This window comes from Sphingobium naphthae (assembly GCF_043589935.1).
Taxonomy (GTDB): domain Bacteria; phylum Pseudomonadota; class Alphaproteobacteria; order Sphingomonadales; family Sphingomonadaceae; genus Sphingobium; species Sphingobium naphthae_A.
Map to the genome: position 1 here is coordinate 1057048 of NZ_CP171454.1, position 23664 is coordinate 1080711.

At 65.6% G+C, this 23664-nt stretch carries 20 protein-coding genes; 7 read left to right on the forward strand and 13 right to left on the reverse strand.

Features of this window, described 5'->3' with window-relative positions; genetic code table 11:
• Window positions 1–44 precede the first annotated feature (44 nt).
• Window positions 45–3587, reverse strand: a complete 3543-nt coding sequence (gene dnaE / locus ACGGKE_RS05165; protein WP_394440638.1) for a DNA polymerase III subunit alpha — start codon at window positions 3585–3587, stop codon at window positions 45–47.
• 161 nt (window positions 3588–3748) lie between these two features.
• On the opposite strand from dnaE, the gene ACGGKE_RS05170 reads away from it, so the two are divergent.
• A complete protein-coding gene (locus ACGGKE_RS05170; protein ID WP_394440640.1) occupies window positions 3749–5560 on the forward strand; it encodes a diguanylate cyclase in 1812 nt (603 codons plus the stop codon).
• On the opposite strand, the gene ACGGKE_RS05175 is transcribed toward ACGGKE_RS05170, so the two are convergent.
• Together ACGGKE_RS05175 and ACGGKE_RS05180 are read right to left on the reverse strand one after the other, a co-directional pair.
• Window positions 5557–6234, reverse strand: a complete 678-nt coding sequence (locus tag ACGGKE_RS05175) for an ABC transporter ATP-binding protein (protein ID WP_394440643.1) — start codon at window positions 6232–6234, stop codon at window positions 5557–5559. The two genes, ACGGKE_RS05170 and ACGGKE_RS05175, sit on opposite strands and share 4 nt — an antisense overlap.
• Window positions 6227–7477 (reverse strand): lipoprotein-releasing ABC transporter permease subunit, encoded by a 1251-nt coding sequence (locus ACGGKE_RS05180; RefSeq protein WP_394440645.1) that lies wholly within the window; start codon window positions 7475–7477, stop codon window positions 6227–6229. The genes ACGGKE_RS05175 and ACGGKE_RS05180 overlap by 8 nt, the downstream gene beginning before the upstream one ends.
• Window positions 7478–8078: 601 nt before the next feature.
• On the opposite strand from ACGGKE_RS05180, the gene ACGGKE_RS05185 reads away from it, so the two are divergent.
• A complete protein-coding gene (locus tag ACGGKE_RS05185) occupies window positions 8079–8543 on the forward strand; it encodes an Hsp20 family protein (protein ID WP_228168097.1) in 465 nt (154 codons plus the stop codon).
• A 100-nt stretch (window positions 8544–8643) separates the two neighbouring features.
• Here ACGGKE_RS05185 and ACGGKE_RS05190 read toward each other — a convergent pair whose 3' ends face one another.
• The 8 genes from ACGGKE_RS05190 to ccmC form a co-directional block, all read right to left on the reverse strand.
• Window positions 8644–10572, reverse strand: coding sequence for a potassium transporter Kup (locus tag ACGGKE_RS05190; protein WP_394440648.1), 1929 nt, complete (start codon window positions 10570–10572; stop codon window positions 8644–8646).
• Between the two features lie 134 nt (window positions 10573–10706).
• On the reverse strand, window positions 10707–11351 hold the full coding sequence (locus ACGGKE_RS05195) for a tetratricopeptide repeat protein (protein WP_394440650.1): 645 nt from the start codon (window positions 11349–11351) through the stop codon (window positions 10707–10709).
• A complete protein-coding gene (locus ACGGKE_RS05200; protein ID WP_394440652.1) occupies window positions 11348–11758 on the reverse strand; it encodes a cytochrome c-type biogenesis protein CcmH in 411 nt (136 codons plus the stop codon). Before ACGGKE_RS05200 ends, ACGGKE_RS05195 begins: the two co-directional genes overlap by 4 nt.
• Entirely contained in the window at window positions 11755–12282 is a 528-nt protein-coding gene (locus tag ACGGKE_RS05205) for a redoxin family protein (RefSeq protein ID WP_394441739.1), read from the reverse strand. Before ACGGKE_RS05205 ends, ACGGKE_RS05200 begins: the two co-directional genes overlap by 4 nt.
• Window positions 12279–14207, reverse strand: coding sequence for a heme lyase CcmF/NrfE family subunit (locus tag ACGGKE_RS05210; protein ID WP_394440654.1), 1929 nt, complete (start codon window positions 14205–14207; stop codon window positions 12279–12281). Before ACGGKE_RS05210 ends, ACGGKE_RS05205 begins: the two co-directional genes overlap by 4 nt.
• Window positions 14208–14280: 73 nt before the next feature.
• On the reverse strand, window positions 14281–14727 hold the full coding sequence (gene ccmE / locus ACGGKE_RS05215; RefSeq protein WP_394440656.1) for a cytochrome c maturation protein CcmE: 447 nt from the start codon (window positions 14725–14727) through the stop codon (window positions 14281–14283).
• On the reverse strand, window positions 14724–14855 hold the full coding sequence (locus ACGGKE_RS05220) for a hypothetical protein (protein ID WP_394440658.1): 132 nt from the start codon (window positions 14853–14855) through the stop codon (window positions 14724–14726). Before ACGGKE_RS05220 ends, ccmE begins: the two co-directional genes overlap by 4 nt.
• 1 nt (window position 14856) lies before the next feature.
• Entirely contained in the window at window positions 14857–15579 is a 723-nt protein-coding gene (ccmC, locus tag ACGGKE_RS05225) for a heme ABC transporter permease CcmC (RefSeq protein ID WP_394440660.1), read from the reverse strand.
• Between the two features lie 202 nt (window positions 15580–15781).
• Between ccmC and purF the strand changes: the two genes are divergently transcribed.
• Both purF and ACGGKE_RS05235 read left to right on the forward strand, forming a co-directional pair.
• The gene (gene purF, locus ACGGKE_RS05230) at window positions 15782–17242 is read left to right on the forward strand and encodes an amidophosphoribosyltransferase (protein ID WP_394440662.1); all 1461 of its coding nucleotides are present in this window, start codon (window positions 15782–15784) and stop codon (window positions 17240–17242) included.
• 87 nt (window positions 17243–17329) lie between these two features.
• Window positions 17330–18043 carry an SDR family NAD(P)-dependent oxidoreductase gene (locus ACGGKE_RS05235; RefSeq protein WP_394440664.1) on the forward strand — a complete coding sequence of 238 codons (714 nt, stop codon included), beginning with the start codon at window positions 17330–17332 and terminating at the stop codon, window positions 18041–18043.
• Between the two features lie 4 nt (window positions 18044–18047).
• Here ACGGKE_RS05235 and ACGGKE_RS05240 read toward each other — a convergent pair whose 3' ends face one another.
• Together ACGGKE_RS05240 and ACGGKE_RS05245 are read right to left on the reverse strand one after the other, a co-directional pair.
• Window positions 18048–19313, reverse strand: a complete 1266-nt coding sequence (locus ACGGKE_RS05240; protein WP_394440666.1) for a class I SAM-dependent methyltransferase — start codon at window positions 19311–19313, stop codon at window positions 18048–18050.
• Window positions 19314–19349: 36 nt separating this feature from the next.
• Window positions 19350–20726, reverse strand: coding sequence for a cryptochrome/photolyase family protein (locus ACGGKE_RS05245; RefSeq protein WP_394440669.1), 1377 nt, complete (start codon window positions 20724–20726; stop codon window positions 19350–19352).
• A gap of 254 nt (window positions 20727–20980) precedes the next feature.
• Between ACGGKE_RS05245 and ACGGKE_RS05250 the strand changes: the two genes are divergently transcribed.
• Genes ACGGKE_RS05250 through ACGGKE_RS05260 form a run of 3 tightly spaced genes read left to right on the forward strand, consistent with a single transcriptional unit; the run spans window position 20981 to window position 23660 of the window.
• Window positions 20981–21412, forward strand: coding sequence for an RNA pyrophosphohydrolase (locus ACGGKE_RS05250; RefSeq protein ID WP_394441742.1), 432 nt, complete (start codon window positions 20981–20983; stop codon window positions 21410–21412).
• A 54-nt stretch (window positions 21413–21466) separates the two neighbouring features.
• Entirely contained in the window at window positions 21467–22375 is a 909-nt protein-coding gene (locus ACGGKE_RS05255; protein ID WP_394440671.1) for a YdiY family protein, read from the forward strand.
• Window positions 22376–22433: 58 nt separating this feature from the next.
• The gene (locus ACGGKE_RS05260; protein WP_394440673.1) at window positions 22434–23660 is read left to right on the forward strand and encodes a hydrolase; all 1227 of its coding nucleotides are present in this window, start codon (window positions 22434–22436) and stop codon (window positions 23658–23660) included.
• Window positions 23661–23664: the final 4 nt, after the last annotated feature.

A 23664-nucleotide genomic window follows, 5' to 3' on the forward strand; every position in this document is an offset into this window, starting at 1 on the left:
GCGCCATACTCTGCTGCGAGCGTTCAACCGCTTCGGCCAATCAATCACCCCACCAACCGCATCCCCGATCGCCGCGTGCGCGTGCGATAGCCGTCCGCCTTTACCTCCATCCGCTCGAACTTGTGGATGGTGAGCCCCTTGATCGTTGCGATCGCGTCTACCTGGTCCGCACCCAGGCTGTATCCGTCGCCCAGGAAGACGCGTGCCGCCTGCCCGTCGCTCACCGGCGCGCGCAGGAAGACTTCGCTGCGGCCGCCGCCCGCGCTCGCCAACAGCGTCGCCAAAGCCTCGACAGCTTCGGGCGTTTCGACATCGACCGTCAGTTCCATCCGCGACGCGCTGGCGATCGCGCGGAAGGGTTCGACGCTGCGCACGGTGACGCGCGGTGTTTCCTCGCCCGGCAGGCGATCCAGCTCGACGATCAGCAGCGCGCAATCGCCATCGCGCGCCAGTTCCTCGATCGCCTTGCACCCATCCTCGTCGAAGCAGCTCGCCTGAAACTGGCCGCTCTGGTCGGAGAAGGTCGCGCTGGCGTAGCGCGCGCCGCGCTTGGTCTCGCGCCAGCGCACATCCTCGACCATCGCCGCCATAATCGTCATCGCCCGCCCTTCGGCATTGGGCGCGGGCATGGGCGACTGGCAGATGAGGCCATAGCTGCGCGCGCCCCGCGCTTCGGCCAGATGGCGGTAGCGATCGACCGGATGGGCGGAGAAGTAGAAGCCGAATGCTTCCTTTTCCTGCGCCATGCGGTCCGCCACGGTCCAGGCCTGATGCGGCGGAATGCGCACATCGGCATGCGGCGTTTCGACGTCGCCGAACAGGCCGCCCTGCCCGCTTTCCCGCGCGGCGGCATTGCTGGAGGCGACGGACAGGATCGTCTCGGCCGCCGCATGGACGCCCGCCCGGTCGGCATGAATGCCGTCGAACGCGCCCGCCGCCGCCAGGCTTTCCAGCTGCCGCCGATTGAGCAGCCGCGGCTCGATCCGGTCGGCGAAATCATCGAGGCTCTTGAACGGGCCAGCCGCCTCCCGTTCGGCGACCAGCTGCTCCATCGCCTTCTCGCCAACGCCCTTGAGGCCGCCCAGCGCGTAGCGCACGGCAAAGCCGAGCCGCTTGTCCTCGCCCTCATACGGCACCGCCTCGACCGTGAAGTCGGCCTGGCTGCGGTTGATGTCGGGTGCGAGGCAGGTCAGCCCCATCCGCCGCATGTCATCCACGAACACGGTCAGCTTCTCGGTGAGGTGAATATCGAAAGCCATCGACCCGGCATAGAATTCGGCCGGGTAATGCGCCTTCAGCCACGCCGTCTGATAGGCGAGCAGCGCATAGGCGGCGGCGTGGCTCTTGTTGAAGCCATAGCCGGCGAACTTGTCGATCAAGTCGAAGAGCTCATTGGCCTTGGCAGCAGGAATGTCGCTCTTCGCGCAGCCCTCCACGAAACGGGCGCGCTGCGCGTCCATTTCCGCCTTGATCTTCTTGCCCATGGCGCGGCGCAACAGGTCCGCGTCGCCCAGGCTGTAGCCGGCGAGGATCTGCGCCGCCTGCATCACCTGTTCCTGATAGACGAAGATGCCATAGGTTTCTTCGAGAATGGGCTTCAGAAGAATATGAGGATATTCAATCTCTTCCTGGCCGTTCTTGCGACGGCCGAACATCGGGATATTGTCCATCGGGCCGGGGCGGTAGAGCGACACCAGCGCGATGATGTCGCCGAAATTGGTCGGACGCACTGCCGCCAGCGTCTTGCGCATCCCTTCCGATTCCAGCTGGAACACGCCCACCGTGTCGCCGCGCTGAAGCAATTCATAGACCGCCGGATCGTCCCAGGCGAGCGTGTCGAGGTCGACCGTCACGCCGCGCGCCGCGAGCAGCTGCACCGCCTTCTGCAACACCGACAATGTCTTGAGGCCGAGGAAGTCGAACTTCACCAGCCCCGCGCCCTCGACATATTTCATGTCGAACTGCGTCACCGGCATATCGGATCGCGGATCACGATAGAGCGGCACCAGCTGGCTCAGCGGCCGGTCGCCGATCACCACGCCGGCGGCATGGGTGGAGCTGTGCCGCGGAAAGCCCTCCAGCTTCATCGCATAGTCGATCAGGCGCTTGACCTGATTGTCATTGTCATATTCCGCCTTGAATTCGCTGACGCCGTTCAGCGATCGCTCCAGCGTCCACGGATCGGTGGGATGGTTCGGCACCAGCTTGGCGAGCCGATCCACTTGGCCATAGCTCATCTGGAGAACGCGGCCGGTATCCTTCAGCACCGCGCGCGCCTTGAGCTTACCGAAGGTGATGATCTGCGCCACATGGTCGGTGCCATATTTATTCTGGACGTAGCGGATCACCTCGCCGCGCCGGGTTTCGCAAAAATCGATGTCGAAGTCGGGCATCGAAACGCGTTCCGGGTTCAGAAAGCGCTCGAACAGCAGGCCCAGCTGCAGCGGGTCGAGATCGGTGATGGTCAGCGCCCAGGCGACCAGCGACCCCGCGCCCGATCCGCGACCCGGCCCAACCGGAATATCCTGTTCCTTCGCCCATTTGATGAAGTCGGCAACGATCAGGAAGTAGCCGGGAAAGCCCATCTGGATGATGATGTCGGTCTCGAAGGTCAGCCGCTCATAATAAGGCCGCCGCGCTTCCTCGGCCAGGATGCCGGCCTTTTCCAGCCGCGCCTCCAGCCCCGCCGTCGCCTGTTCCCGCAGCATCCGCGCCTCGCCCTCAATGTCGCCGGCGAGGCTCGGCAGGATCGGCTTGCGCTTGGGCGCAGCGACGGCGCAGCGTTGCGCCACCACCAGCGTGTTGGCCAGCGCCTCGGGCAAATCCTCGAACAGGCGCTTCATCTCGGCCGCCGGCTTCATCCAGGCGTCGGGCGAGCTGGTCCGTCGATCGGCCGTGTCGACATAGGCGCCATCGGCGATGCACAGCATCACGTCATGCGCCTCGTGAAAATGCGGCTCGGCAAAGCAGGTCGGATTGGTCGCCACCAGCGGCAGGCCCCTGTCATAGGCGAGATCGAGCAGCGCCGGCTCCGCCTTGCCCTCCACAGGGTCCAGTCGCCGGCAGATTTCGATGTAGAGCCGACCGGGAAACAGCGCCTCCAGCTGATCGGCATAAGCGTGCGCGGCGTCCGGTTGGTCTTCCGCGAAGAGCCGCGCCAGCGCCCCTTCGCCACCCGCCGTCAGGGCGATAACGCCATCGGTCCGCCCCTCCAGCGCGGCGAGCGTTACATGCGGCACCTCCTCAACCGGTCGGTCGAGATGCGCCATCGACACCAGCGCGCAGATATTGTCGTAGCCGCGCGCATCCTGGGCATAGAGCGCCAGCCAGTCATGCACAGGCGCAGCATTGGCCGGACGCCCCGGCCGCAGCACGCCCAGCATCGCGCCGATGATCGGCTGCACGCCCTCGCCCTTGCAGGCGTCGGAAAAGGCCATGGAGCCATAGAGACCGTTGCGATCGGTGATCGCTGCGGCCGGAAAGCCCAATGCGCGCGCCTGCTTGGCGATCTTCTTGGGATCGATCGCGCCTTCCAGCATGGTGAAGGAGGAAAAGACGCGAAGCGGAACGAAGGCGGCATGAGACATCGCGCCACTCTAGGCGCCGAGGCTGATTCGACGCCAGCCCCCTCGCGGCGAAAGCTGTGGACGAATGCGCCATGGGAGCGACGAAGCGGGATCGCCGTCGCCTCCACTCCGGTTCCGTGGTCAATCAATCGCCAATCTCTAGGCCCTAGAGTCGCGTGACCATGCGGCTTTCCACGATCACCAACTGGGCTTATGGCGCAACCGTCGCGCTGACGCTCGCTTCGGGCACGACCATGCTGCTCGCGTCCCATGTCGAGGAAGAAGAGCGTGCGGCCGTTGCCCAGCGCGCCGTCTTCGATCAGCTGACCGCCACGCTGGAGGAGGATGTCTACCGCCTGAGCGAACAGGCGCGCGGTTTCGTGGTCACGGGCAATCCCAGCCATATGATCGCCTATCGCCGCGAACGCGCGGCGCTGCGCACGGTCGAGGATCGCGTCCGTCACCTCAAGGATGCAGGGGCCAGCCTGGCCGAGCTGCAGGCGCTGCAACAGGCGCTCTACTGGGCCGACGCGCTGCTCGACGAGCAGGACGCCGCGCTCAAGGCGGCGCAGCAGGATCGGGATGCGACGGCCCGCGCCATCCTGTTCGGCGACGAATATGGCCGTGAAATGGATCGCGTCGCCTCGCAGGTCGCCAAGTTCCAATATATGCTGGACCAGCGCACGGATCAGGCAGTGGCGCGCGCGACCGACACGTCCCGCCTGTGGCGCACCATGTCGGAAGTGATGCTGGGCGTCACCGCATTGCTGTTCCTGTGCGTCCTCTATTTCATCCTGAAGCAGCGCATCCTTCATCCGGTGGTGCGCCTCAGCGATGTGGTGACGCGGCTGGCCGCCCAGGATTATGCCGCTATCCCGCCCGACCTGCGGCAGGTGGACGAGATTGGCGACATGGCCCAGGCGATCCGCGTCTTCCGCGAAAACGGGCTGGAGCGGCAGAAGCTGGAACAGGAGCGCGAGCGCGACCGGGCTTCGCGCGACCTGTTGTCCCGCATGACCCAGCGGCTTCAGGGGTGCGACACGATGCGCGACCTGGCCGAGGTCGTGCGCCGCTTCACGCCGGAGATCGCGCCGCTCTTTGCTGGTCGCCTCTATGTGCAGGACAGCCGGTCGGGGCTGATGCAGCAAGCCTGCGCCTGGGGCGAACCGACATTGTCGCGCGCCGACTTCCCGCCATCGGCCTGCTGGGCGTTGCGACGGGGCCAGCCACATCGGCCTGCGGGCTCGGCGATCGACATACCCTGTGATCATCTGGATGGCGTGCCGGATGCGGCGACGCTGTGCATGCCGCTGATCGCGCAGGGCGAAAGCATCGGCCTTCTCTATCTGGAGCGCACCGAACCTGCATCGGCCGACGATGTCGTCCGCACCGAAAAATATATCGAGATGGTGGGCGAGAATATCGGCCTGGCGCTCGCCAACCTGCGGCTGCGCGACGCGCTGCGCGAAATGGCGATGGCCGACGCGCTCACCGGGCTCGCCAATCGCCGCCACTTCGACGAGGTGTTGAGCTATCAGGTGGAACAGGCAGAACGGCAGCGCTCGCCTTTGTCCTGCCTGATGATCGACATCGACCATTTCAAGCATTTCAATGACGAATTCGGCCATGACGCCGGCGACGCCGTTCTGCAGGCGGTGGGGCGCGTACTGGGCAGGGCACTGCGCGAAAAGGGCAATGCGTTTCGTTTGGGCGGTGAGGAATTCGTCCTGATGATGCCGGGCTTCGGGCCGGAACAGGCGCTGGAGCGCGCGGCGCAAGTGCAACAGGAAATTCGCGACTTGCGCGTCGATCATCGCGGCAAGCCGCTTGGCCCCATCACGGCGTCGTTCGGACTTGCGGTCTTTCCCGACCATGGCCCGGCCGACCGGCTGCTGCGCACGGCGGACGCGGCCCTGCTTCGCGCCAAGCGCGAAGGGCGCGACCGCATCGTCGTCGCCGCCGCGCGGGACGGCGCCGCATCGGAAGCCGCTTAGGCGGTTTCCAGCCGCCCCTCGTGCAGTCGCACGACCCGGTCCATCTTCTGCGCCAGCCGCTCATTATGAGTCGCGACCAGGGCAGCGGAGCCTTCGCCCCGGACCAGCCGCAGAAATTCGGCCAGCACCACATCGGCGGTCCGCTCGTCCAGATTGCCGGTCGGTTCGTCCGCCAGCACCAGCGCGGGCCGGTTGGCCAGCGCCCGCGCCACCGCGACGCGCTGCTGCTCGCCGCCCGATAACTGGCTCGGCCGATGATCCAGACGGTGCCCCAGGCCCAGCGATGTCAGCAGCGATTCCGCGCGCGCCCGCGCCACGCCCATGTCGATGTCGCGGATCACCTGGGGCAGCACGACATTTTCCGTCGCATTGAAATCGGGCAGCAGGTGGTGGAACTGATAGACGAAGCCCAGCGCGTCGCGCCGCAACCGCGTCCGCCCGTCATTGTCCAGCTTCGCGGCTTCCTCTCCCGCGATGCGGATCGACCCTTCGAACCCGCCCTCCAGCAAGCCGACCGCCTGCAGCAGCGTCGACTTGCCGGAGCCCGACGGGCCGAGCAGCGCCACGATCTCCCCCTCGCCCACGCGCAGGTCGACGCCGCGCAGCACGTCGATCGTCACGCCGCCCTGAGTGAAGCTGCGGGCAAGGCCAGTGACCTTCAGGACATCATTCATAGCGCAGCACCTGGACAGGATCGGTATTGGCGGCCTTGAAGGCCGGGTAGAGAGTGGCGAGGAAGCTGAAGAGCAGCGCCATGACGCAGATCACCGTGATCTCCACCGGGTCAGGCTGAGAGGGCAACTCCGTCAGGAAGCGGATCGAGGGATCCCAGAGATTCTGCCCCGTCACGAACTGGATCGCGTTCACGACGCTCTGGCGGAAGAAGAGGAAGGTGAAGCCCAGCACCATCCCCGCCACCATCCCGAGCGCGCCGATGGTGACGCCCACCGTCATGAAGATCTTGACCAGGCCGACGCGGCTTGCCCCCATCGTTCGCAGGATGGCGATATCGCGCGTCTTCGCGCGCACCAGCATAATGAGCGACGAGAGGATGTTGAACACCGCGACCAGCACGATGATCGACAGGACGACGAACATCGCCACCCGCTCGACCGCCAGCGCCTCGAACAGCGACGCGTTCATCTGTCGCCAGTCGGTGACGACCGCGCGTCCGGCGACCTTCGCCGCAAGCGGCTCCAGGATGGCGCCGACCCTGTCCGGGTTCACCGTCTCGACTTCGATCATGCCCACGACGTCGCCCAGCAGCAGCAGGGTTTGCGCGTCTTCGATCGGCATAACCACCAACGCCTTGTCATAATCATAGATGCCGATTTCGAAGATGGCTGCGACCTGGTAGGATACTTCCCGGTGCATGGTTCCGAACGGCGTGGATCGTCCCGCCGGATTGATGATCGTCAGACTGTCTCCAACCTGGAGACCCAGATTTTCCGCAAGTAGAGATCCGATGCCGATCTTGGCAGCGTTAGGGGTCAGCGCATCCAGGTTGCCGGAGATGATCTTGGCCTTCATGGTCTTGTTGGCGCGAATATCGCCAACAGTCATGCCACGCACCAGAACCGCTTCGACGCGTCCTTGAAAGCTGCCCAGCAGCGGTTGCTCGATCATCGGCGTGGCGCTGGTCACGCCCGGCGTCGCCTTCGCCTGGCTGAGGATCGACTGCCAGTCGGGCAGCCGGCCGCCATAGCCCTGCACCACCGCATGGCCGTTCAGGCCCACAATCTTGTCGAACAGCTCGGCGCGGAAGCCGTTCATGACGCTCATGACGATGATGAGCGCGGCGACACCCAGCATGACCGCGACCAGGCTGATGCCCGCGACCAGGAAGATGAAGCCCTCTCCCTTGCCCGGCAGCAGGTAGCGCTTGGCGATCATGCGTTCGTAACGGGATAGAATCATGTGGCGCGAACGGCCCTTCGATAGTGAGTTGCAGCAGGGTCTAGGGCTGCGCCTGCCCGACGGCAAGCATTGCCGGATTGTTGCATCGTCGCCACAGGGCTGCACCGAAAATCACAGCGGCCCGATTTTGCCCGTGACTCCAACCTGCGCCGGGCATAGCAAGACTATCGAAGCACAGGTGAAAGGCCGTGGTTCAGGGATACTGCATCCCGCTTCGAGCTTAGGGGGCTAAGAAGCGGTCGAGGCAGGCCAAGGGGGAGACGAGCAATCGTCCATTAAGCACCCGGATCATGAAAGCATGATCCGGGTGCTTTTTCTTTGGATCGACTTCGCACGACAGCCGCCGTCATCATCTTGAGGGATCGATGTTCTTCACGACAGGGACAGACCGGTCCGATCAAGCCTGATTGCGCCCGCTTCTTCTTCCTTCATCCGCCCGCCTGCACCACAACGAATCCATCCCCGCGCCGCCCTCTTGAAACCCGGTTTCGTCGAACCATATCAATTGCGTCCGGTCGCCGCAGGGGGCCGGGCGCTGACTCGCCGGACGCCTGATTTCGGGTCCGGCACTGGTTCATTCTGCTCTTAGGAGATTATGACGATGCGTGCTTTTGACCTTACCCCCTATCGCCGCTCGACCGTGGGCTTCGATCGTCTGTTCGACCTGATCGAAAACAATGCCCGGTTGCAGCAGAGCGACAATTATCCGCCCTTCAACATCGAGCGCCTGTCGGAGGATCGCTATCGCGTGACCCTCGCCGTCGCGGGCTTCCGCCCTGACGAAATTGACATCACCGCCCAGCAGAACCTCCTGCAGGTGGTCGGCCGCAAGGATGAGACGGCGGCGGATCGTTCCAAATTCCTGCATGTCGGCATCGCCAACCGCAGCTTCGAACGCCGCTTCGAACTGGCGGACTTCGTCCGCGTCGAGAAGGCGGATCTGGCTGACGGGCTGCTGATCATCGAACTGGTGCGCGAAGTGCCCGAGGCGATGAAGCCCAAGAAGATCGCCATCAACGGCGGTCAGCTGGTCGACATCAACGCTCAGGATCGCGACGCCGCCTGACGGGCATCGCTAAGCCATGACATTGGGCGCGACCTTCCCAGGTCGCGCCCTTTTCTGTTTCCCGTGACTTTCGGAAACAGCGACCCGCGCTGGACCGCCGTCAGATTTCGACCTGGCTGCCCAGTTCGACGACGCGATTGGTCGGCAGCCGGAAAAACTCCATCGCGCTTTCCGCGTTGCGCAGCATCCAGGCGAAGATCTTCTCCCGCCACAGCGGCATGCCGGGCTTTGCCGATGGCAAGAGCGTCTGCCGCGCCAGGAAGAAGCTGGTGTCCATCATCTTGAACGCCTGGCCGCAGCCTGTGACATTCTTGAGCGCGGCGGGCACGTCGGGCTCCTGCATGAAGCCATAATGCAGCACCAGGCGGAAGAAGCCACGGCCCAGATCCTCGAGCTTCGCACGGCTCTCATCCTCGACCACCGGCACATCCTTGATCTTCACGGTCAGCAGGATGACTCGCTCGTGCAGCACCTTGTTGTGCTTGAGGTTGTGAAGCAGCGCATGGGGCACGCCATCGGGGGTGGACGTCATGAACACTGCGGTGCCGGGCACTCGCACCGCGCTGTTGGCAGCGGACGCGACGAACACCGGGATGGGCATCGCCGCTTCGCGCAGACGGTCCTGCACCAGCCGCCGGCCCCGCGACCAGGTGGTCAGCAGCGTGAAGATGATGAACCCGATCAGCAGCGGGAACCAGCCGCCATCGGGCACCTTGGTCAGGTTCGCCGCCAGATAGGCCCCATCCACCAGGAAGAATATCCCCAGCAGCGGCGCTGCATAATACCATTTCCATTGCCACAGGCGGTAAAGCAGCACGGTCAGCAGCAGATTGTCGATGAACATCGCGCCCGTGACCGCAATGCCATAAGCGGCGGTCAGGTTGGACGATGTCTGGAACACCAGCACCAGCAGGATGACCATCGTCATCAGCCCCCAGTTGATGAGGGGGATGTAGATCTGGCCGGCGGCCGACGCGCTGGTGTGCGAAATGCGCAGCCGCGGCATGAAACCTAGCTGGATCGCCTGCTGCGTGACGGAGAAGGCACCGGAAATCACGGCCTGCGACGCGATGATCGCCGCCATCGTCGCCAGCACGACCAGTGGAAGCTGCCCCCATTGCGGCGCGAGATTGTAGAAGGGGCTTTGCAACGCCACCGCGCCTTCGCGGAACAGCAGCGCGCCCTGCCCCATATAGTTGAGCATCAGCGCGGGCAGCACGAATGTCAGCCAGGACACGCGGATCGGACTGCGGCCGAAATGGCCCATATCGGCGTAAAGCGCCTCGGCCCCGGTCACGGCCAGGACCACCGACCCCAGCGCCAGGAAGGCCGGCAACGGATCGGTGACGAAGAACATCAGCGCCCAATAAGGATTGAAGGCGAAGAGAATGCCCGGCGTCTGGATGATGGAAATGACACCCAGCGTGGCGATCGTTACGAAATAGGTGAGCATGATCGGCCCGAACAGCGACGCCACCCGATTGGTGCCCAGCCCCTGGATCCAGAACAGCCCGACCAGGATCAGGATCGCGACCGGGAGGATCGTCGGCGCCAGGTCGGGATTATAGACCGCGATGCCCTCCACCGCCGACAGGACCGACACCGCCGGCGTAATCATGGAGTCGCCGTAGAACAGCGCTGTGGCGAATACGCCCAGCAGGACGATGCCGCGCGACCAGCGCTGCGACTTGGTCTGGCCGTTGATGAGCGCCAGCAGCGCCAGGCTGCCGCCCTCCCCCTTGTTGTCGGCGCGCATGATGATGCTGACATATTTCAGCGTCACCACCAGCATCATCGACCAGAACATCAGGCTGATGACGCCCAATATGTGATCGGGGTCCAGCGTCAGCTTGTGATGGCCGGCGAAGGTTTCGCGAAAGGCGTAGAGCGGGCTGGTGCCGATGTCGCCGAACACGATGCCGATCGCGCCTACAACCAGCTTCACCGTCGCCTTCTGCCGAGCATGACCGTGACCGCCCTGCCCCTCGTCAGGGGACGATGGGGCGGTATTCGGAAGGAGATCAGCCATGAAGGATATGCCGAATGGTCATGCTCGTCTGGACATCCACTCGGGGGCATGGGCGGAAAAAGTCCGCTTGCCCCCGCAAACCGCCGCGCCCTAACACGGCTCCCATCGTCGTGCAACGCGAACGCTGCGCCGCATCATGGCCGGCGGATGGTCTCGCCCGCCAGCATGGCGTCGATACGCGCGATATTGGCTTCCAGTTCCTTGCGCACGTCGCTGTCCTCGGGTGCGCGTGCGGCGAGCGGGACCCACAGGTCGCGCGCGGCTTGCAACTGTCCCGCCTGCGCCAGCGCCAGTCCGTAGAAATAACGGGGCGCCGGCCCGTCCGGATCGATCGCCAGCGCCCGGCGATAGGCGAATTGCGCTCCGGGCGAGAGCATCCCGTCGCCATGAGCGACCAGCGCATTGCCAAGGCCCAGCCACAAATTGGCATCATCCGGGCGATCCCGCAGCGCCGACAACAGCACATTGGCCGCTTCCTTGGTCTTGCCCTGGCGCGCGAGGCCATCGGACAGCATCATCCATTGCGCCGCCGGCCCGAAGCGCTCGGCGAGCCCCCGGCGCTTCTCCGCCAGTTCCTCGTCGAAATCCTGTCCTTCCGCCGCGGCGGCCTTGCGCGGCGCGCCTGCAAGACCGGGATTGCCCTGCCAGACATAGCCGGCCAGTCCCAGCAGCAGCGCCGCTGCGCTCACTTCACGCGCGGAGCGGGGTATGCGCCCCAGGAGCAGCAGCCCACCCAGCGTCAATCCAGCCAGCGCGAAGGCGATGATCCACCCGGTCATGAGCGGCGCCGCCTGATCCGGCCGCGCAGCAGCAGCACGCCCAGCGCCAGGAGCAGCAGCGGCGCGCCCCAGAGCGGCCAGAGAATGGGCGCGGCCGTGGGTTCATAGCTCACCCAATCGCCGTATCGCGACACCAGCCACGCCCGGATCGTCTCCGGCCTCTCCCCCGCCATGATCCGCTCCCGAATCTGCGAGCGCATGTCGGCGGCCATGCTGGCGTTCGAATCGGCGATCGACTGGCTCTGACAAGTGAGGCAGCGGATCGTCTCCATCAGCGCCCTGGCTTCGCGCTCCTGGCTGGCGTCGGGGATTTGCCGGTCGGCCCAGGGGGCGGGCGGCAAGGCTGTCTGCGCCGACACGGGGGCCGCAGGCATCAGCGCCAGAAGCAGAGCGAGGATCAGCCTCATTGCGCGTCCCTCAGCTTCTCCAGGATCATCGGCACGTCGTCGGCGCGAATTTCGCCGATATGCTGATAGGCAATGCGCCCAGCGCCATCGATCACGAAGGTTTCGGGCACCCCGGACGATCCCAGCGCAATCTGCACCGCGCTGCGCGCGTCGAGGCCGATCCGGGCGAAGGGATTGCCGTTGCGCGCCAGAAAGCCGTCGACATCTGCTCGGGCGTCGCGAATGGCTATGGCGTCGATCTCCACGCCCGCTTGTTTGAGCACCATCAGTTGCGGCGCTTCCGCCGCGCAGGGCACGCACCAGCTGGCGAAGATGTTGAGCAGGCGCGGCTTGCCCCGCGCCATCTGCGCGCTCGCCAGGCCGGGTCGGTCGCTCGCCGCTGCCGGCAGGTCGAAGACCGGAAGCGCCTGCCCCACCAGTCGGGAATGGATGATGCGATCGTCGGGCTTGAACAGCCCGCTGGCGAACAGCGCGATGAACGCCAGGAACAGCAGCAGCGGCAGCCAGATCAGGATCTTCTTCATACCGCCATGCTCCTCGATCGCCATTTCATCAGCCATCCGCGCCGTTCCCGCCCGACCAACGCCAAAGCCCCGCCCAGAGCGATCAGCGCGCCGCCAAGCCAGATCAGCGTGACGAAGGGTTTCCACCAGATGCGCAGCTGCCACCTGCCGCCCTCCACCTCCTCGCCCAGCACGACATACAGCTGCCCGTTCCAGCGCGTCAGCAACGCCGCTTCGCTGGTCGTGGTCGGCGGCGACGTGAAGAAACGCGACTGCGGCCGCATGAGGACCGGGGCGCCGCCGCGATCCACCGCCATGTCGGCCTGTAGCGCCGTCCAATTGTCGCCCGCAACCGGACGGATCTGGACAAAGCGCAGCGTCCAGCCGGCGGTGCGGATAGTCTCGCCCGGCCGCGCCGCCACCAGCTTTTCGACCGTGAACGCGGAATCGCATGCCATCCCGCCCAGACTGACGGCGCATCCCAGATGAGCGATCACCATGCCCCAGGTGAAGAGCGGGGTGCGCAGCAGCTTGCGCTTCCACAGCGGCGCCAGGCTCGCCACGCCCACCGCGATCGCGATGATCAGGCCCAGATAAGGCAGCAAACCGATCCGGCTCCAGGCAAATATCCCGATCGCCGCAGCCGCCAGCAGCGCCACTGCCGCCGGCACGCTCAGCCGCTTGGCCACCGCCCCCGCGCGGTCCCGCCGCCAGCGCGTCACCGGTCCGGCCGCCATCGCCACCATCAGCGTCAGCCCGATCGGCCCGGCGATGCGGTCGAAATAGGGCGCGCCCACCGACACCTTGTGCCCGAACGCTTCCGTCATCAGCGGGTACAAGGTGCCGATCAGCACGACGCCCAATATCACCGACAGCAGCAGGTTGTTGACGACCAGCAGCGTCTCGCGGCTCACCAGTTCGAACGGTGCCCCTTCGCGCACCGACCCGATGCGCCAGCCAAACAGCGCCAGCGCCCCGCCGATATAGATGGCGAGCAGGACCAGGATGAAGCTGCCCCGCTCGGGATCGACGGCAAAGGCGTGAACGCTGGTCAGAATGCCCGACCGCACCAGGAAAGTGCCGACCATCGACATGGAAAAGGCGACCACCGCCAGCATGATCGTCCAGGCGCGCAGCCCGTCGCGCGTCGCCAGCACGGTGACGCTGTGCAGCAGGGCGGTCGCCGCCAGCCAGGGCATCAGCGACGCATTTTCCACCGGGTCCCAGAACCACCAGCCGCCCCAGCCCAGCTCATAATAGGCCCAGTAGCTGCCCGCGGTGATGCCCAGCGTCAGCAGAACCCATGCCGCCAGCACCCAGGGACGCATCGCTCGCGCGAAGGCGGCGTCCACGGTGCGCGTGAGCAGCGCGCCCACGGCGAAGGAGAAGGCGACCGACAGGCCGACATAGCCCAGATAGAGTGTGGGCGGGTGGAAGGCGAGCCCGGGGTCCTGCAACAACGGGTTCAATCCCTGCCCGTCCGGCGGCGGCGGGTCGATCCGCGCGAAGGGATTGGAGGAAAAGAGCAGGAACGCGTAGAAGCCGAGCGAAATCGCCGCCTGCGCCCCCAGCGTCGCCATATGCGTGTCGCGCCGCAGCGCGCGTTCGAACAGCGCAACCGCCGCGCCGGCGACGCCCATGACCGTCACCCACAGCAGCATCGACCCTTCGTGATTGCCCCAGCTGCCCGCGATTTTATAGAGCCACGGCTTGGCCGAGTGGCTGTTCATCGCGACCAGCAACACCGACATGTCGGACCGCAGGAACAGGCTGATGAGCGCGGCGAAGGCGGCGGCCGTCAGCAATCCCTGCCCCACCGCTGCCGGCCGCACGGCATCCAGCAACTCGGCCTTGCCGCCCATCAGCCCGACACAGGCGAGAAAAAGCTGCAGCAGCGCCAGCGCCGCCGCCAGCCAGAGGGCGGTCAGGCCGAACTCGGCGATCATGCGCGCGGATCCGCTGGCGCGAAGCCACCCCTGCATGGGGAGGCTGCAAACGCGTGAGGAGACCGCCGAACGCTCACTTCTCCACCTTCATCTCATGCCTGGCTTCATTATACTGCATCCCCTCCAGCTCGCGGGGCATATAGCGTTCGTCATGCTTGGCGAGCAGGTTGGTCGCGACGAACCTGCCCTCGCGATCGAATGCGCCTTCCGCCACAACGCCGCTGCCTTCCTTGAACAAATCCGGCGCGATGCCGCTGAAGGTCGCTGGCACCGTCGCCTTGCCATCGGTGACGTTGAAGTGAATGGTGACACCGTCCGCCGCGCGTCGCAGGCTACCCTTGACCACCATGCCGCCCAGGCGGATCGCCCGGCCGGGTTCTACGCCCTTCGTCTTCACGTCCGCGGGCGCGTAGAAATAGGCGGCCTCGTCCTTCAACGCCGACGCCGCCAGCAGCCCCGCGCCGATGATCGCCGCCAGCGCCACCAGCGCCAGCACCAGCCTTTGATGCTTGGCCTTCATGCCCGGTCCGACAGCCGTTCCGCCGCGCGTTCGGCGCCGCGCATCATGCGCCAGCTCAGCACGCTCAGCACGAGCGTCGCGGCCGCCGTCACGCCGTAGGCGGCGATCACGAAAGCCCATTGGGTCATGCTAGCCCCTCGCCAGGCGCTGCAAGCGCGCCTCCACCTTGTTCTGCGCCAGTATCGCCCGCATCCGCATCAGCACTATCGCGCCGAACCACAGCGAAAAACCAAGCAGCGTCAGCGCCAGCGGCCACAGCAGCGAGCCTTCGATGCTCGATCCGCGCAGGGTGATGCTGGGCCCCTGGTGCAGGCTGTTCCACCACACCACCGACCTGTTGATGATGGGGATATTGACTGCACCCACCAGCGCGAAGATCGCCGTGACGCTGCTGACCCCCGCCTGCCCGTCGCGCGCGCTGGCGCTGGCGAGTGCGATATAGCCGAGATAGAGAAACAGCAGCACCAGCATCGACGTCATGCGCCCGTCCCACTCCCACCAGGTCCCCCAGGTGGGCCGGCCCCAGATCGACCCGGTGGCCAGGCAAATGGCGGTGAACAAGGCGCCGGGCGCCGCGATCGCTCGGCCGGCGACTCCAGCAAGGGGGTGACGCCAGACCAGCTGCATCAGCGCGGCGATGGCGATGCCTGCCCACCCGCCCATGCCCAACCAGGCGGCGGGCACATGGATATAGAGGATGCGCACCGTGTCTCCCTGCAGATAATCCGCCGGCGTCAGCAGAAGGCCGCAGGCCGCGCCGGCCAGGATCAGCGCCAGGCCCGGCCAGAACAGCCAGCCGGTCAGGGGACGGGCGATCTTCAGGAAGCGGGCGGGATTGGCGAAACGATGCATCAGGGCTGCCTGTGTAGCCGCGCCGGTCCGCTCGCGCCAGTGGGGCATTGCGCCGTTGGCCGACAGCGGAAACGCACCGTTTGCCCGGCCTGCCCCGCTTTTTTATGACAGGGAGGCGACAAACTGGGCTTGAGCGACTATATGCGCGCTCAAAGGCGGCCCGCAGGGGCGGCAAGAACGGCAACGGAACCGGTTCGCACCCATGATCACGACCAATCCCTTCGACGACGACAAGTTGCGCGAGGAATGCGGCATTTTCGGCGTCTCGCGCGCGGAAACAGCGTCCGCCATCGTCGCGCTCGGCCTCCATGCGCTTCAGCATCGCGGCCAGGAAGCAGCCGGCATAACCAGCTGGGACGGCCATGAGTTCCACACCCATCGGGCCATGGGCCATGTGGCCGGCAATTTCGACCGCGACGACGTGATTCGCGGTCTGCCGGGCGGAAGCGCGTGCGGCCATGTCCGCTATTCCACCACCGGCGAAACGTCGCTGCGCAACGTGCAGCCGCTCTATGCCGAACTCAATTCGGGCGGCTTTGCCGTCGCGCATAATGGCAACATCTCGAACGCGATGAAGCTGCGCCGCGAACTGATTCGCCGCGGTTCCATCTTCCAGTCGACGTCGGACACGGAAGTCATCATCCATCTGGTGGCGACGTCCAGCTACCGCACCCTGCTCGACAAGTTCATCGACGCGCTCAAGCAGGTCGAGGGCGCATATTCCCTGATCGTCATGACGCCCGAAGGCATGATCGCCTGCCGCGACCCGCTCGGCATCCGGCCGCTGGTCATGGGCACGCTGGGCGACGCAACCATCTTCGCGTCGGAAACCGTGGCGCTGGACGTCGTCGGTGCCGACTATGTCCGCACGGTGGAGCCGGGCGAACTGGTCATCGTCACCAACAGCGGCGAAATCCGCTCGCACCGCCCCTTTGGCGACACGCACGCGCGGCCGTGCATCTTCGAACATGTCTATTTCAGCCGTCCCGATTCGATCGTGGACGGCTCCAGCGTCTATTCGGTCCGCAAGGCGATCGGCGCGCAACTCGCGATCGAAAATCCGGTCGAGGCGGACTATGTCATCCCCGTGCCCGACAGCGGCGTGCCCGCCGCAATCGGCTATGCACAGGAATCAGGCATCCCGTTCGAACTGGGCATCATCCGTTCCCACTATATCGGCCGCACCTTCATCCAGCCGGGCGACAAGGTCCGGCACCTGGGCGTCAAACTGAAGCATAATGCCAACCGCGCGCTCATCCAGGGCAAGCGGATCGTGCTGATCGACGATTCGATCGTGCGCGGCACCACGTCGCTCAAGATCGTGCAGATGATGCGCGAGGCCGGCGCGGCGGAAGTCCATATGCGCATCGCATCGCCCCCGACCAAGCATAGCTGCTTCTACGGCGTCGATACGCCCGAGCGAACCAAGCTGCTCGCTCACCGGCTCGACATTGGCGGCATGCAGGACTTCATCCATGCCGACAGCCTGTCCTTCATCTCGATCGACGGCCTGTACAAGGCGCTAGGTGAAGCCAAGCGCGCCGACATCCGGCCGCAATATTGTGACGCCTGCTTCACCGGCGACTATCCGACCACGCTGACCGATCAGGATGAAGCGGTGGTGCAGAATCAGTTCGAACTGCTCGCCGAACGCGTGGTCTGACACGCCTTTACGGGGCGGCCCGGCGCGGCCGCCCTGTTCCTTGCAGACATAATGAGCCCGGCGCGCGGCCGGCATAGCAGGAGTGCCATGTCCGATCTTCCCCTCTCCGGCAAACTCGCGCTGGTGACCGGCGCCAGTCGCGGCATCGGCGCAGCGACGGCCGAAGCGCTGGCGCGCGCCGGCGCGCATGTCATCCTGACCGCCCGCACCGCCGGCGCTCTGGAGGAAGTGGAGGAGCGCATCCATGCCGCGGGCGGCAGCGCCACCATCGCGCCGCTCGACCTCATCGACGGGGAAAGCATTGGTCGCCTGGCGCAGGCGATCGGCGGACGCTGGAGCGCACTCGACATACTGGTGCTGAACGCGGCTACCCTGGGATCGCTCGCGGCGGTGCAGGCGATCGACGCGAAAGAATTTGCGCGCCTGCTGACCCTCAACATCGCTGCGCCACAGGCGCTGATCGCGGCGTTCGACGCCATGCTGCGCGCCAGCGAGGATGCGCGCGTCGTGGCGCTCACATCCTCTGTCGGGGCATCGCCGCGGGCCTATTGGGGGGCCTATGGCGCATCCAAGGCCGCGCTCGAAACGCTGATCGGCGCCTATGGGGAGGAAGTGCGCAACATTTCGGCCATCCGCACCCATATCGTCGATCCCGGCGCCACCCGCACCGCCATGCGCGCGCGCGCCTTTCCCGGCGAGGATCCGGCGACGCTCAAAGGCCCCGAAGTCATCGCCGATGCCATCGTCGAACTGGTGACCGCCGATACGCCCACCGGCTACAGGATGCGCGTCGAAGGCTGAGCCCTCAGCCCGGTTTCACCAGCGTCACCTGCGCGACGTCGATGCCGCCGCCGCGAAACCCGCCTTCGCAATACATCAGATAGTAGCGCCACAACGCCACGAAATGCTGGTCGAAACTGGCCGGCAGCCGCCCTTCCTCGATGGCGCGGTCGAAATTCTGCCGCCAGCGACGCAGCGTTTCGGCATAATGGAGCCCGAAGCGATTGACGTCGCGCCACTCCAGCCCGCTCTCTTCGGCGATCCGACGGAAACGGCTTTCCGAAATCAGCATGCCGCCCGGAAAAATATAGGTCTGGATGAAGTCGACGCTGCGCGCATAGCGGTCGAAGATCGCGTCGTTGATCAGGATATACTGGATCGCCGCGCGACCGCCCGGCTTTAGCAGCCTGTGAATCGCGGCAAGATAATCGGTCCAATAGGCCTGCCCGACCGCCTCGACCATCTCGACGCTGGCGATGGCGTCATATTGCCCGGTGGCGTCCCGATAATCGGTCAGCTCGATCCGCGCCCCCGATCCCAGCCGATCGCGCGCATATTCGGCCTGCTCGGTCGATAAAGTCAGGCCGGTGTAGCGGATCGCCCGCCGCTCCATCGCCCTTTCGGCCAGGCCGCCCCAGCCGCAGCCGATTTCCAGCAGCGAGTCGCCATCCTTCAGGTCCAGCCGGTCGATGATCGCATCCGCCTTGCGCCGCTGCGCATTCTCCAGGCTTTCCAGCCAGCTGTCAGCATCGGCGAACAAGGCGCTGGAATAATGCATGTCATCGTCGAGCCAGGGCCGGTAGAAGTCATTGCCCAGGTCATAGTGGAAGGCGATGTTGTGCCGCGACCCGGTGCGGCTGTTGCGCCGCAGCCAGTGCAGCGCCCGCCCAGCCCAGCGCGCCGGTCCGCGTGGCCGCGCCACCTGTCCCAGCGCCACGGCATTATGCATGAAGAGGGCGAACAGCGGCACCGGATCGGGGCTCGACCATTCGCCCGCCGCCCAGGCCCGATACCAGCCGGCCGATCCGCCGCTCGCCAGCCGGACCAGCCCCCGCCAGCTATGCAGATGAACGACGCAGTCCGGTCCGGGCGCTCGCCCGCCCAGCAGCCGGCGCGTGCCGTCGGGCAGGCTCGCTTCGAGCGACCCTGCCTCCAGCCCCTGGTCGATCCGGTCGAGCAGCCGGTGAAACAGCGGCGCAGTCCATCGGGACAGGCGCGCGCCTGCCGCGCTGCGGGGCGGGCGGCGGACGGACAGCGCCTGCCGGCCGCGTCGAGGATCGCTAGCATTCATGCCGCCGATCCTGCCGCAAGCCGCGGCGCGCTGCAATCATCGCTTCATGCGCCGGTAGGCCGCCAGCGCGCGCTCCCGCCCGGCCTTGTGGCCGATGATCTTGGCGGGATAGCTGCTCGGCCGGGCGTCGTGCGCGTCTGGATCGTGAATGGCCTCGTCCGACAGCGTCGCCAATTCGGGCACCCATGTGCGGATATAATCGGCCGCCTCGAACTTTTCCGATTGGCTGAGCGGCGCCATGATCCGGGTGAACATATTGGCGTCCACGCCGCTGCCCGCCACCCATTGCCAATTGACGCTGTTATTGGCGTAATCGGCGTCGACCAGCGTATCCCAGAACCAGCGCGCGCCATGCCGCCAGTCGATCAGCAGATGCTTGATGAGGAAACTAGCGGCGATCATCCGCACGCGATTGTGCATCCAGCCAGTCGTCCATAGCTGGCGCATGCCGGCGTCGACGATCGGGTAGCCGGTCTTGCCTCTTTTCCAAGCCGTGAAATCGGCCTTCGCCTCCCGCAGGTCGCGCCAGTCCATCCGGTCGAAATCGCCGCGCGCATTGTCCGATCCATAAGCGGGCATTTCGCAGATTTGCGTATGCGCATAATCGCGCCAAATCAGTTCCTTGAGGAATATTTCTGGATTATCGTTCGAAGACGTGACGCGATGCCAGACATAGGCGGGCGACACCTCGCCGAAATGCAGATGGGGCGACAGGCGGGACGTCCCCTCGACCGAAGGGAGGTTGCGTGCCTGCGGATAGTCGCCCACCTCGTCGATGAAGGCAGCGACATTCGCGCGCGCGCCCTCTTCACCCGGCGTCCAGTCAGCCGAAAAGCCGGCGGCCCAGTCCGGTGTGTTGGGCAACAGCGCCCAGTCCTGCAACCGGTCACTCTGCGGCCATGCGTCCGGCGCGTCGATCCGCGCCGGGGCTCGTTGCGGCGTCGCGGGCGGCATCTGCTCCATCACTGCGCGCGCGAATGGCGTGTAGATTTTGTAAAGCCCGCCACCGCCTGTCCGCACCGCGCCAGGCGGTAACAACAGCCCGCCGTCATGCAGGCGAAGGTCCAAGTGCCGGCTGACCGCCTTTTCCGCGTTGCGCCACCAGGGCTCATAATGATGCAGGGCATGGACTCGGCCCGCGCCGGCTTCGCGCGCGAGCTGCGCCAGCACTTTATCGCTCTGGCCCCGCCGCAGGATCAGGCGCGATCCCTTGTCCCGCAGCGTCGCGTCCAGCCGCACCAGGCTGTGATGCAGCCACCAGCGCTGTGCGCCGCCCATGGCCCATTGGCGCGGCGACTCATCATCCAGCACATAGACCGGGATGACCGGCCCTTTGGCTGCGGCGGCGGCTAGAGCAGCCTGGTCGGAAAGGCGGAGATCCTGGCGGAACCAGAGCAGGACGGGATTGGTCATCCGCGTCCAATGCCCCTTGCGCCGGCGCGGTTCCAGGCGTTCCTTGGCGCATATTGCGTCGCGGCCCTATCCCAAATCGGCATCCGCGTTGATTCGTGCCATGGACGCCGCACCGCCGCGCCCTTATCTTGGCGCAGCGTCGTTTGGGCGCAATGGCGATGCTGGGGTGAGCACCGCCTGGGACATAGAGATGGGGACTTACGGCTTTGACGCCCAAGGAACAGGAACTGGGGTATCGCCCCTGCGTCGGCATCATGCTCGTCAACATGGAAGGCAAGGTCTTCGTCGGCCAGCGCATCGATAATCTGGTCGAAGCCTGGCAGATGCCCCAGGGCGGGATTGACGAAGGCGAAGAGGCGAAGGACGCCGCGCTGCGCGAATTGTTCGAGGAAACCGGGATCGATCGTCGCCATGTCGACATCATCGCCAAGGCGCGGGACGAGCATTTCTACGATCTGCCGCCTGAACTGATCGGCCGGATCTGGGGCGGGAAATATCGGGGCCAGCGGCAAGTCTGGTATCTTGCCCGCTTCCTCGGGCAGGAGAGCGACATCAATATCGAGACGGAGCATCCGGAGTTTCGCGCCTGGAAATGGACGCAGCCCGAAACGCTGCCGGACCTTATCGTCCCCTTCAAGCGCAAGCTGTACCGTGACATAGTGCAGGAGTTCCGGGCGCTTATCTGATCCGCTCGGCGCAATGGGGCTTAAAATTCGCGGTCGAGGCGATATGAAGGGGCCATGCGCCGCTGCCTGATACCGTTATCGCTGCTCTCCATCGCCATGCCCATCGCCGCCCAGGCGGCGGAAAACGCGCTCCTGCCCCCCGCCGTGCGGGAAATGCTGGAAGCAGCGATCGCCAATGGCAATGAAACGGAAATCGCCACCGTCGCCAAGATCGCCAAGCAGACCAATCCCGACTCCACCGACCAGATCCAGCGCATGGTCAATAGCTGGAAGGAACGGACCAAGGCCACTCACGACACGGTGATCCGCGAAGCGGGCATTGGCGACCTGTGGACCGGCCGGATCGAGGCCGGCGGCTTCCGATCGACCGGGTCGACCAGCGAAATCGGCATCAGCGCATCGGCGACCGCCACACGCACGGGCATTCAGTGGACGCACAAGCTGACCGCCAGTACCGATTATCGCCGCGCCAACGGCGTCACGTCGCGCGAACGCTATTTCGCCGGCTATGAGCCCCGCTACGAGTTCGATCCGCGCGGCTTCGCCTATGGCCTTGCCCAGTTCGAACGCGATACCTCGATCGGCTATGACGAGCGCTATACCGCCTCGGTCGGCGTCGGTTACAAGCTGGTCGTCAGCAAGCCCCTTGATCTGTCCGCCGACATCGGTCCGTCCGTGCGTCACGTCAAATATCTGATCGGCCAGCGGGAAACGAAGCTCGGCGTGCGTGGATCGATGGCGCTCGCCTGGCGCGCCAGCCCAACCCTCACCTTCAAGCAGACCGCCTCTGGCTATGCCGAGACCGATGTCTACACACTCAACTCGCTCACCTCGCTGGAAACGAAGGTCAGCACCCGCTGGTCGGCGGCCGTCTCCTATAATGTCCAGTATGAATCGGAAACGGTGCTGGAAGCGCGGGACTTCGACACGCTCAGCCGCCTCACCTTGACATATGATTTCTGAATCCCGCAATTTTCGTGCGGGGGTGGAGCGCCGTCGCGCCCTCTGATAGACACTGGGCATGACCCATTTGTCCCCCGAGGAACAGCGACTGCTCGACCATGCGGCCGCCGCGCCGATGCTGGATCAGGTGCAGCGCTGGGCCGCGATCAACAGCGGGTCGCGCAACCTGCCGGGGCTGGCGCAGATGGCGTCGCTGCTGGCCGACGCGTTCAGCGTCCTGCCCGGCGACCTCCTGCTGGTCGATCCCGCTCCCGTCGAAAGCGTGACCCCGGAAGGACGCGTCCAGCCACTGGCGCATGGCCAGCATCTGCTTCTGTCGGTCCGGCCCGATGCGCCCCGTCGCTTGCTGCTGACCGGGCATATGGACACCGTCTTTCCCGCCGACCACTCGTTCCAGACGCAGCATTGGATCGAGCCCGGCGTGCTGAACGGCCCCGGCGTCGCCGACATGAAGGGCGGGATCGCCGTGATGCTCGCCGCACTGGCGGCGATGGAAGCCTGCGACGCTTCCAATGCCTGGGGCTATGACGTCATCATCAACAGTGACGAGGAAGTGGGCAGCGCCTCCTCCGCGGCGCTGCTCCGTGCACGCGCGGCCGGTAAGATCGCCGCCTTCACCTATGAGCCTGCCCTGCCGGACGGCACCTTGGCGGGCGCCCGCGCGGGCAGCGGCAATTTCTCGATCATCGTCACGGGACGCAGCGCCCATGCCGGCCGCAATCCCGAAGAGGGCCGCAACGCCCTGCTCGCGGCCGCTGACCTCGCTTTGCGCCTCAAGGCGGCGAGCGGCGCCGGCTTTTCCTGCAATCCCGCCAAAATCGACGGCGGCGGCCCCAATAATGTCGTGCCCGACCATGCCGTGCTGCGCGTCAACTTTCGCCCGCGCACGCCCGCGGACGAGCAGGCCGCGCGCGCTCTGATCGACGGCGCCATGGCCGATGTCGCGCGCGATCATGACGTCAGCCTGCATCTGCACGGGAGTTTCGGCCGTCCGCCAAAGCCCATGGATGCGAAGGCCGAGCGCCTGTTCGGCCTCGTGCGCCAGTGCGGCGCGGATCTGGGCCTTCCCGTCGGCTGGCGCGACACGGGCGGCGTATGCGACGGCAACAATATCGCCGCCTGCGGCGTGCCCGTGGTCGACACCATGGGGGTGCGCGGCGGCAGCATCCACAGCGACGCCGAATTTCTGCTGACCGACAGTCTGGCCGAACGCGCGCGGCTGTCGGCTCTTGCCCTCTGGCGCATCGCCCAGGGCCAGTTTCAACCGGGACAAGAGAGAGGATGACCGC

What these genes read in the sequence shown, in the direction of transcription:
- dnaE (WP_394440638.1), bottom strand. Translation starts at nt 3,587, where the DNA reads ATGTCTCATGCCGCCTTCGTTCCGCTTCGCGTCTTTTCCTCCTTCACC.
- ACGGKE_RS05170 (WP_394440640.1), top strand. Translation starts at nt 3,749, where the DNA reads ATGCGGCTTTCCACGATCACCAACTGGGCTTATGGCGCAACCGTCGCG.
- ACGGKE_RS05175 (WP_394440643.1), bottom strand. Translation starts at nt 6,234, where the DNA reads ATGAATGATGTCCTGAAGGTCACTGGCCTTGCCCGCAGCTTCACTCAG.
- ACGGKE_RS05180 (WP_394440645.1), bottom strand. Translation starts at nt 7,477, where the DNA reads ATGATTCTATCCCGTTACGAACGCATGATCGCCAAGCGCTACCTGCTG.
- ACGGKE_RS05185 (WP_228168097.1), top strand. Translation starts at nt 8,079, where the DNA reads ATGCGTGCTTTTGACCTTACCCCCTATCGCCGCTCGACCGTGGGCTTC.
- ACGGKE_RS05190 (WP_394440648.1), bottom strand. Translation starts at nt 10,572, where the DNA reads ATGGCTGATCTCCTTCCGAATACCGCCCCATCGTCCCCTGACGAGGGG.
- ACGGKE_RS05195 (WP_394440650.1), bottom strand. Translation starts at nt 11,351, where the DNA reads ATGACCGGGTGGATCATCGCCTTCGCGCTGGCTGGATTGACGCTGGGT.
- ACGGKE_RS05200 (WP_394440652.1), bottom strand. Translation starts at nt 11,758, where the DNA reads ATGAGGCTGATCCTCGCTCTGCTTCTGGCGCTGATGCCTGCGGCCCCC.
- ACGGKE_RS05205 (WP_394441739.1), bottom strand. Translation starts at nt 12,282, where the DNA reads ATGAAGAAGATCCTGATCTGGCTGCCGCTGCTGCTGTTCCTGGCGTTC.
- ACGGKE_RS05210 (WP_394440654.1), bottom strand. Translation starts at nt 14,207, where the DNA reads ATGATCGCCGAGTTCGGCCTGACCGCCCTCTGGCTGGCGGCGGCGCTG.
- ccmE (WP_394440656.1), bottom strand. Translation starts at nt 14,727, where the DNA reads ATGAAGGCCAAGCATCAAAGGCTGGTGCTGGCGCTGGTGGCGCTGGCG.
- ACGGKE_RS05220 (WP_394440658.1), bottom strand. Translation starts at nt 14,855, where the DNA reads ATGACCCAATGGGCTTTCGTGATCGCCGCCTACGGCGTGACGGCGGCC.
- ccmC (WP_394440660.1), bottom strand. Translation starts at nt 15,579, where the DNA reads ATGCATCGTTTCGCCAATCCCGCCCGCTTCCTGAAGATCGCCCGTCCC.
- purF (WP_394440662.1), top strand. Translation starts at nt 15,782, where the DNA reads ATGATCACGACCAATCCCTTCGACGACGACAAGTTGCGCGAGGAATGC.
- ACGGKE_RS05235 (WP_394440664.1), top strand. Translation starts at nt 17,330, where the DNA reads ATGTCCGATCTTCCCCTCTCCGGCAAACTCGCGCTGGTGACCGGCGCC.
- ACGGKE_RS05240 (WP_394440666.1), bottom strand. Translation starts at nt 19,313, where the DNA reads ATGAATGCTAGCGATCCTCGACGCGGCCGGCAGGCGCTGTCCGTCCGC.
- ACGGKE_RS05245 (WP_394440669.1), bottom strand. Translation starts at nt 20,726, where the DNA reads ATGACCAATCCCGTCCTGCTCTGGTTCCGCCAGGATCTCCGCCTTTCC.
- ACGGKE_RS05250 (WP_394441742.1), top strand. Translation starts at nt 20,981, where the DNA reads ATGCTCGTCAACATGGAAGGCAAGGTCTTCGTCGGCCAGCGCATCGAT.
- ACGGKE_RS05255 (WP_394440671.1), top strand. Translation starts at nt 21,467, where the DNA reads ATGCGCCGCTGCCTGATACCGTTATCGCTGCTCTCCATCGCCATGCCC.
- ACGGKE_RS05260 (WP_394440673.1), top strand. Translation starts at nt 22,434, where the DNA reads ATGACCCATTTGTCCCCCGAGGAACAGCGACTGCTCGACCATGCGGCC.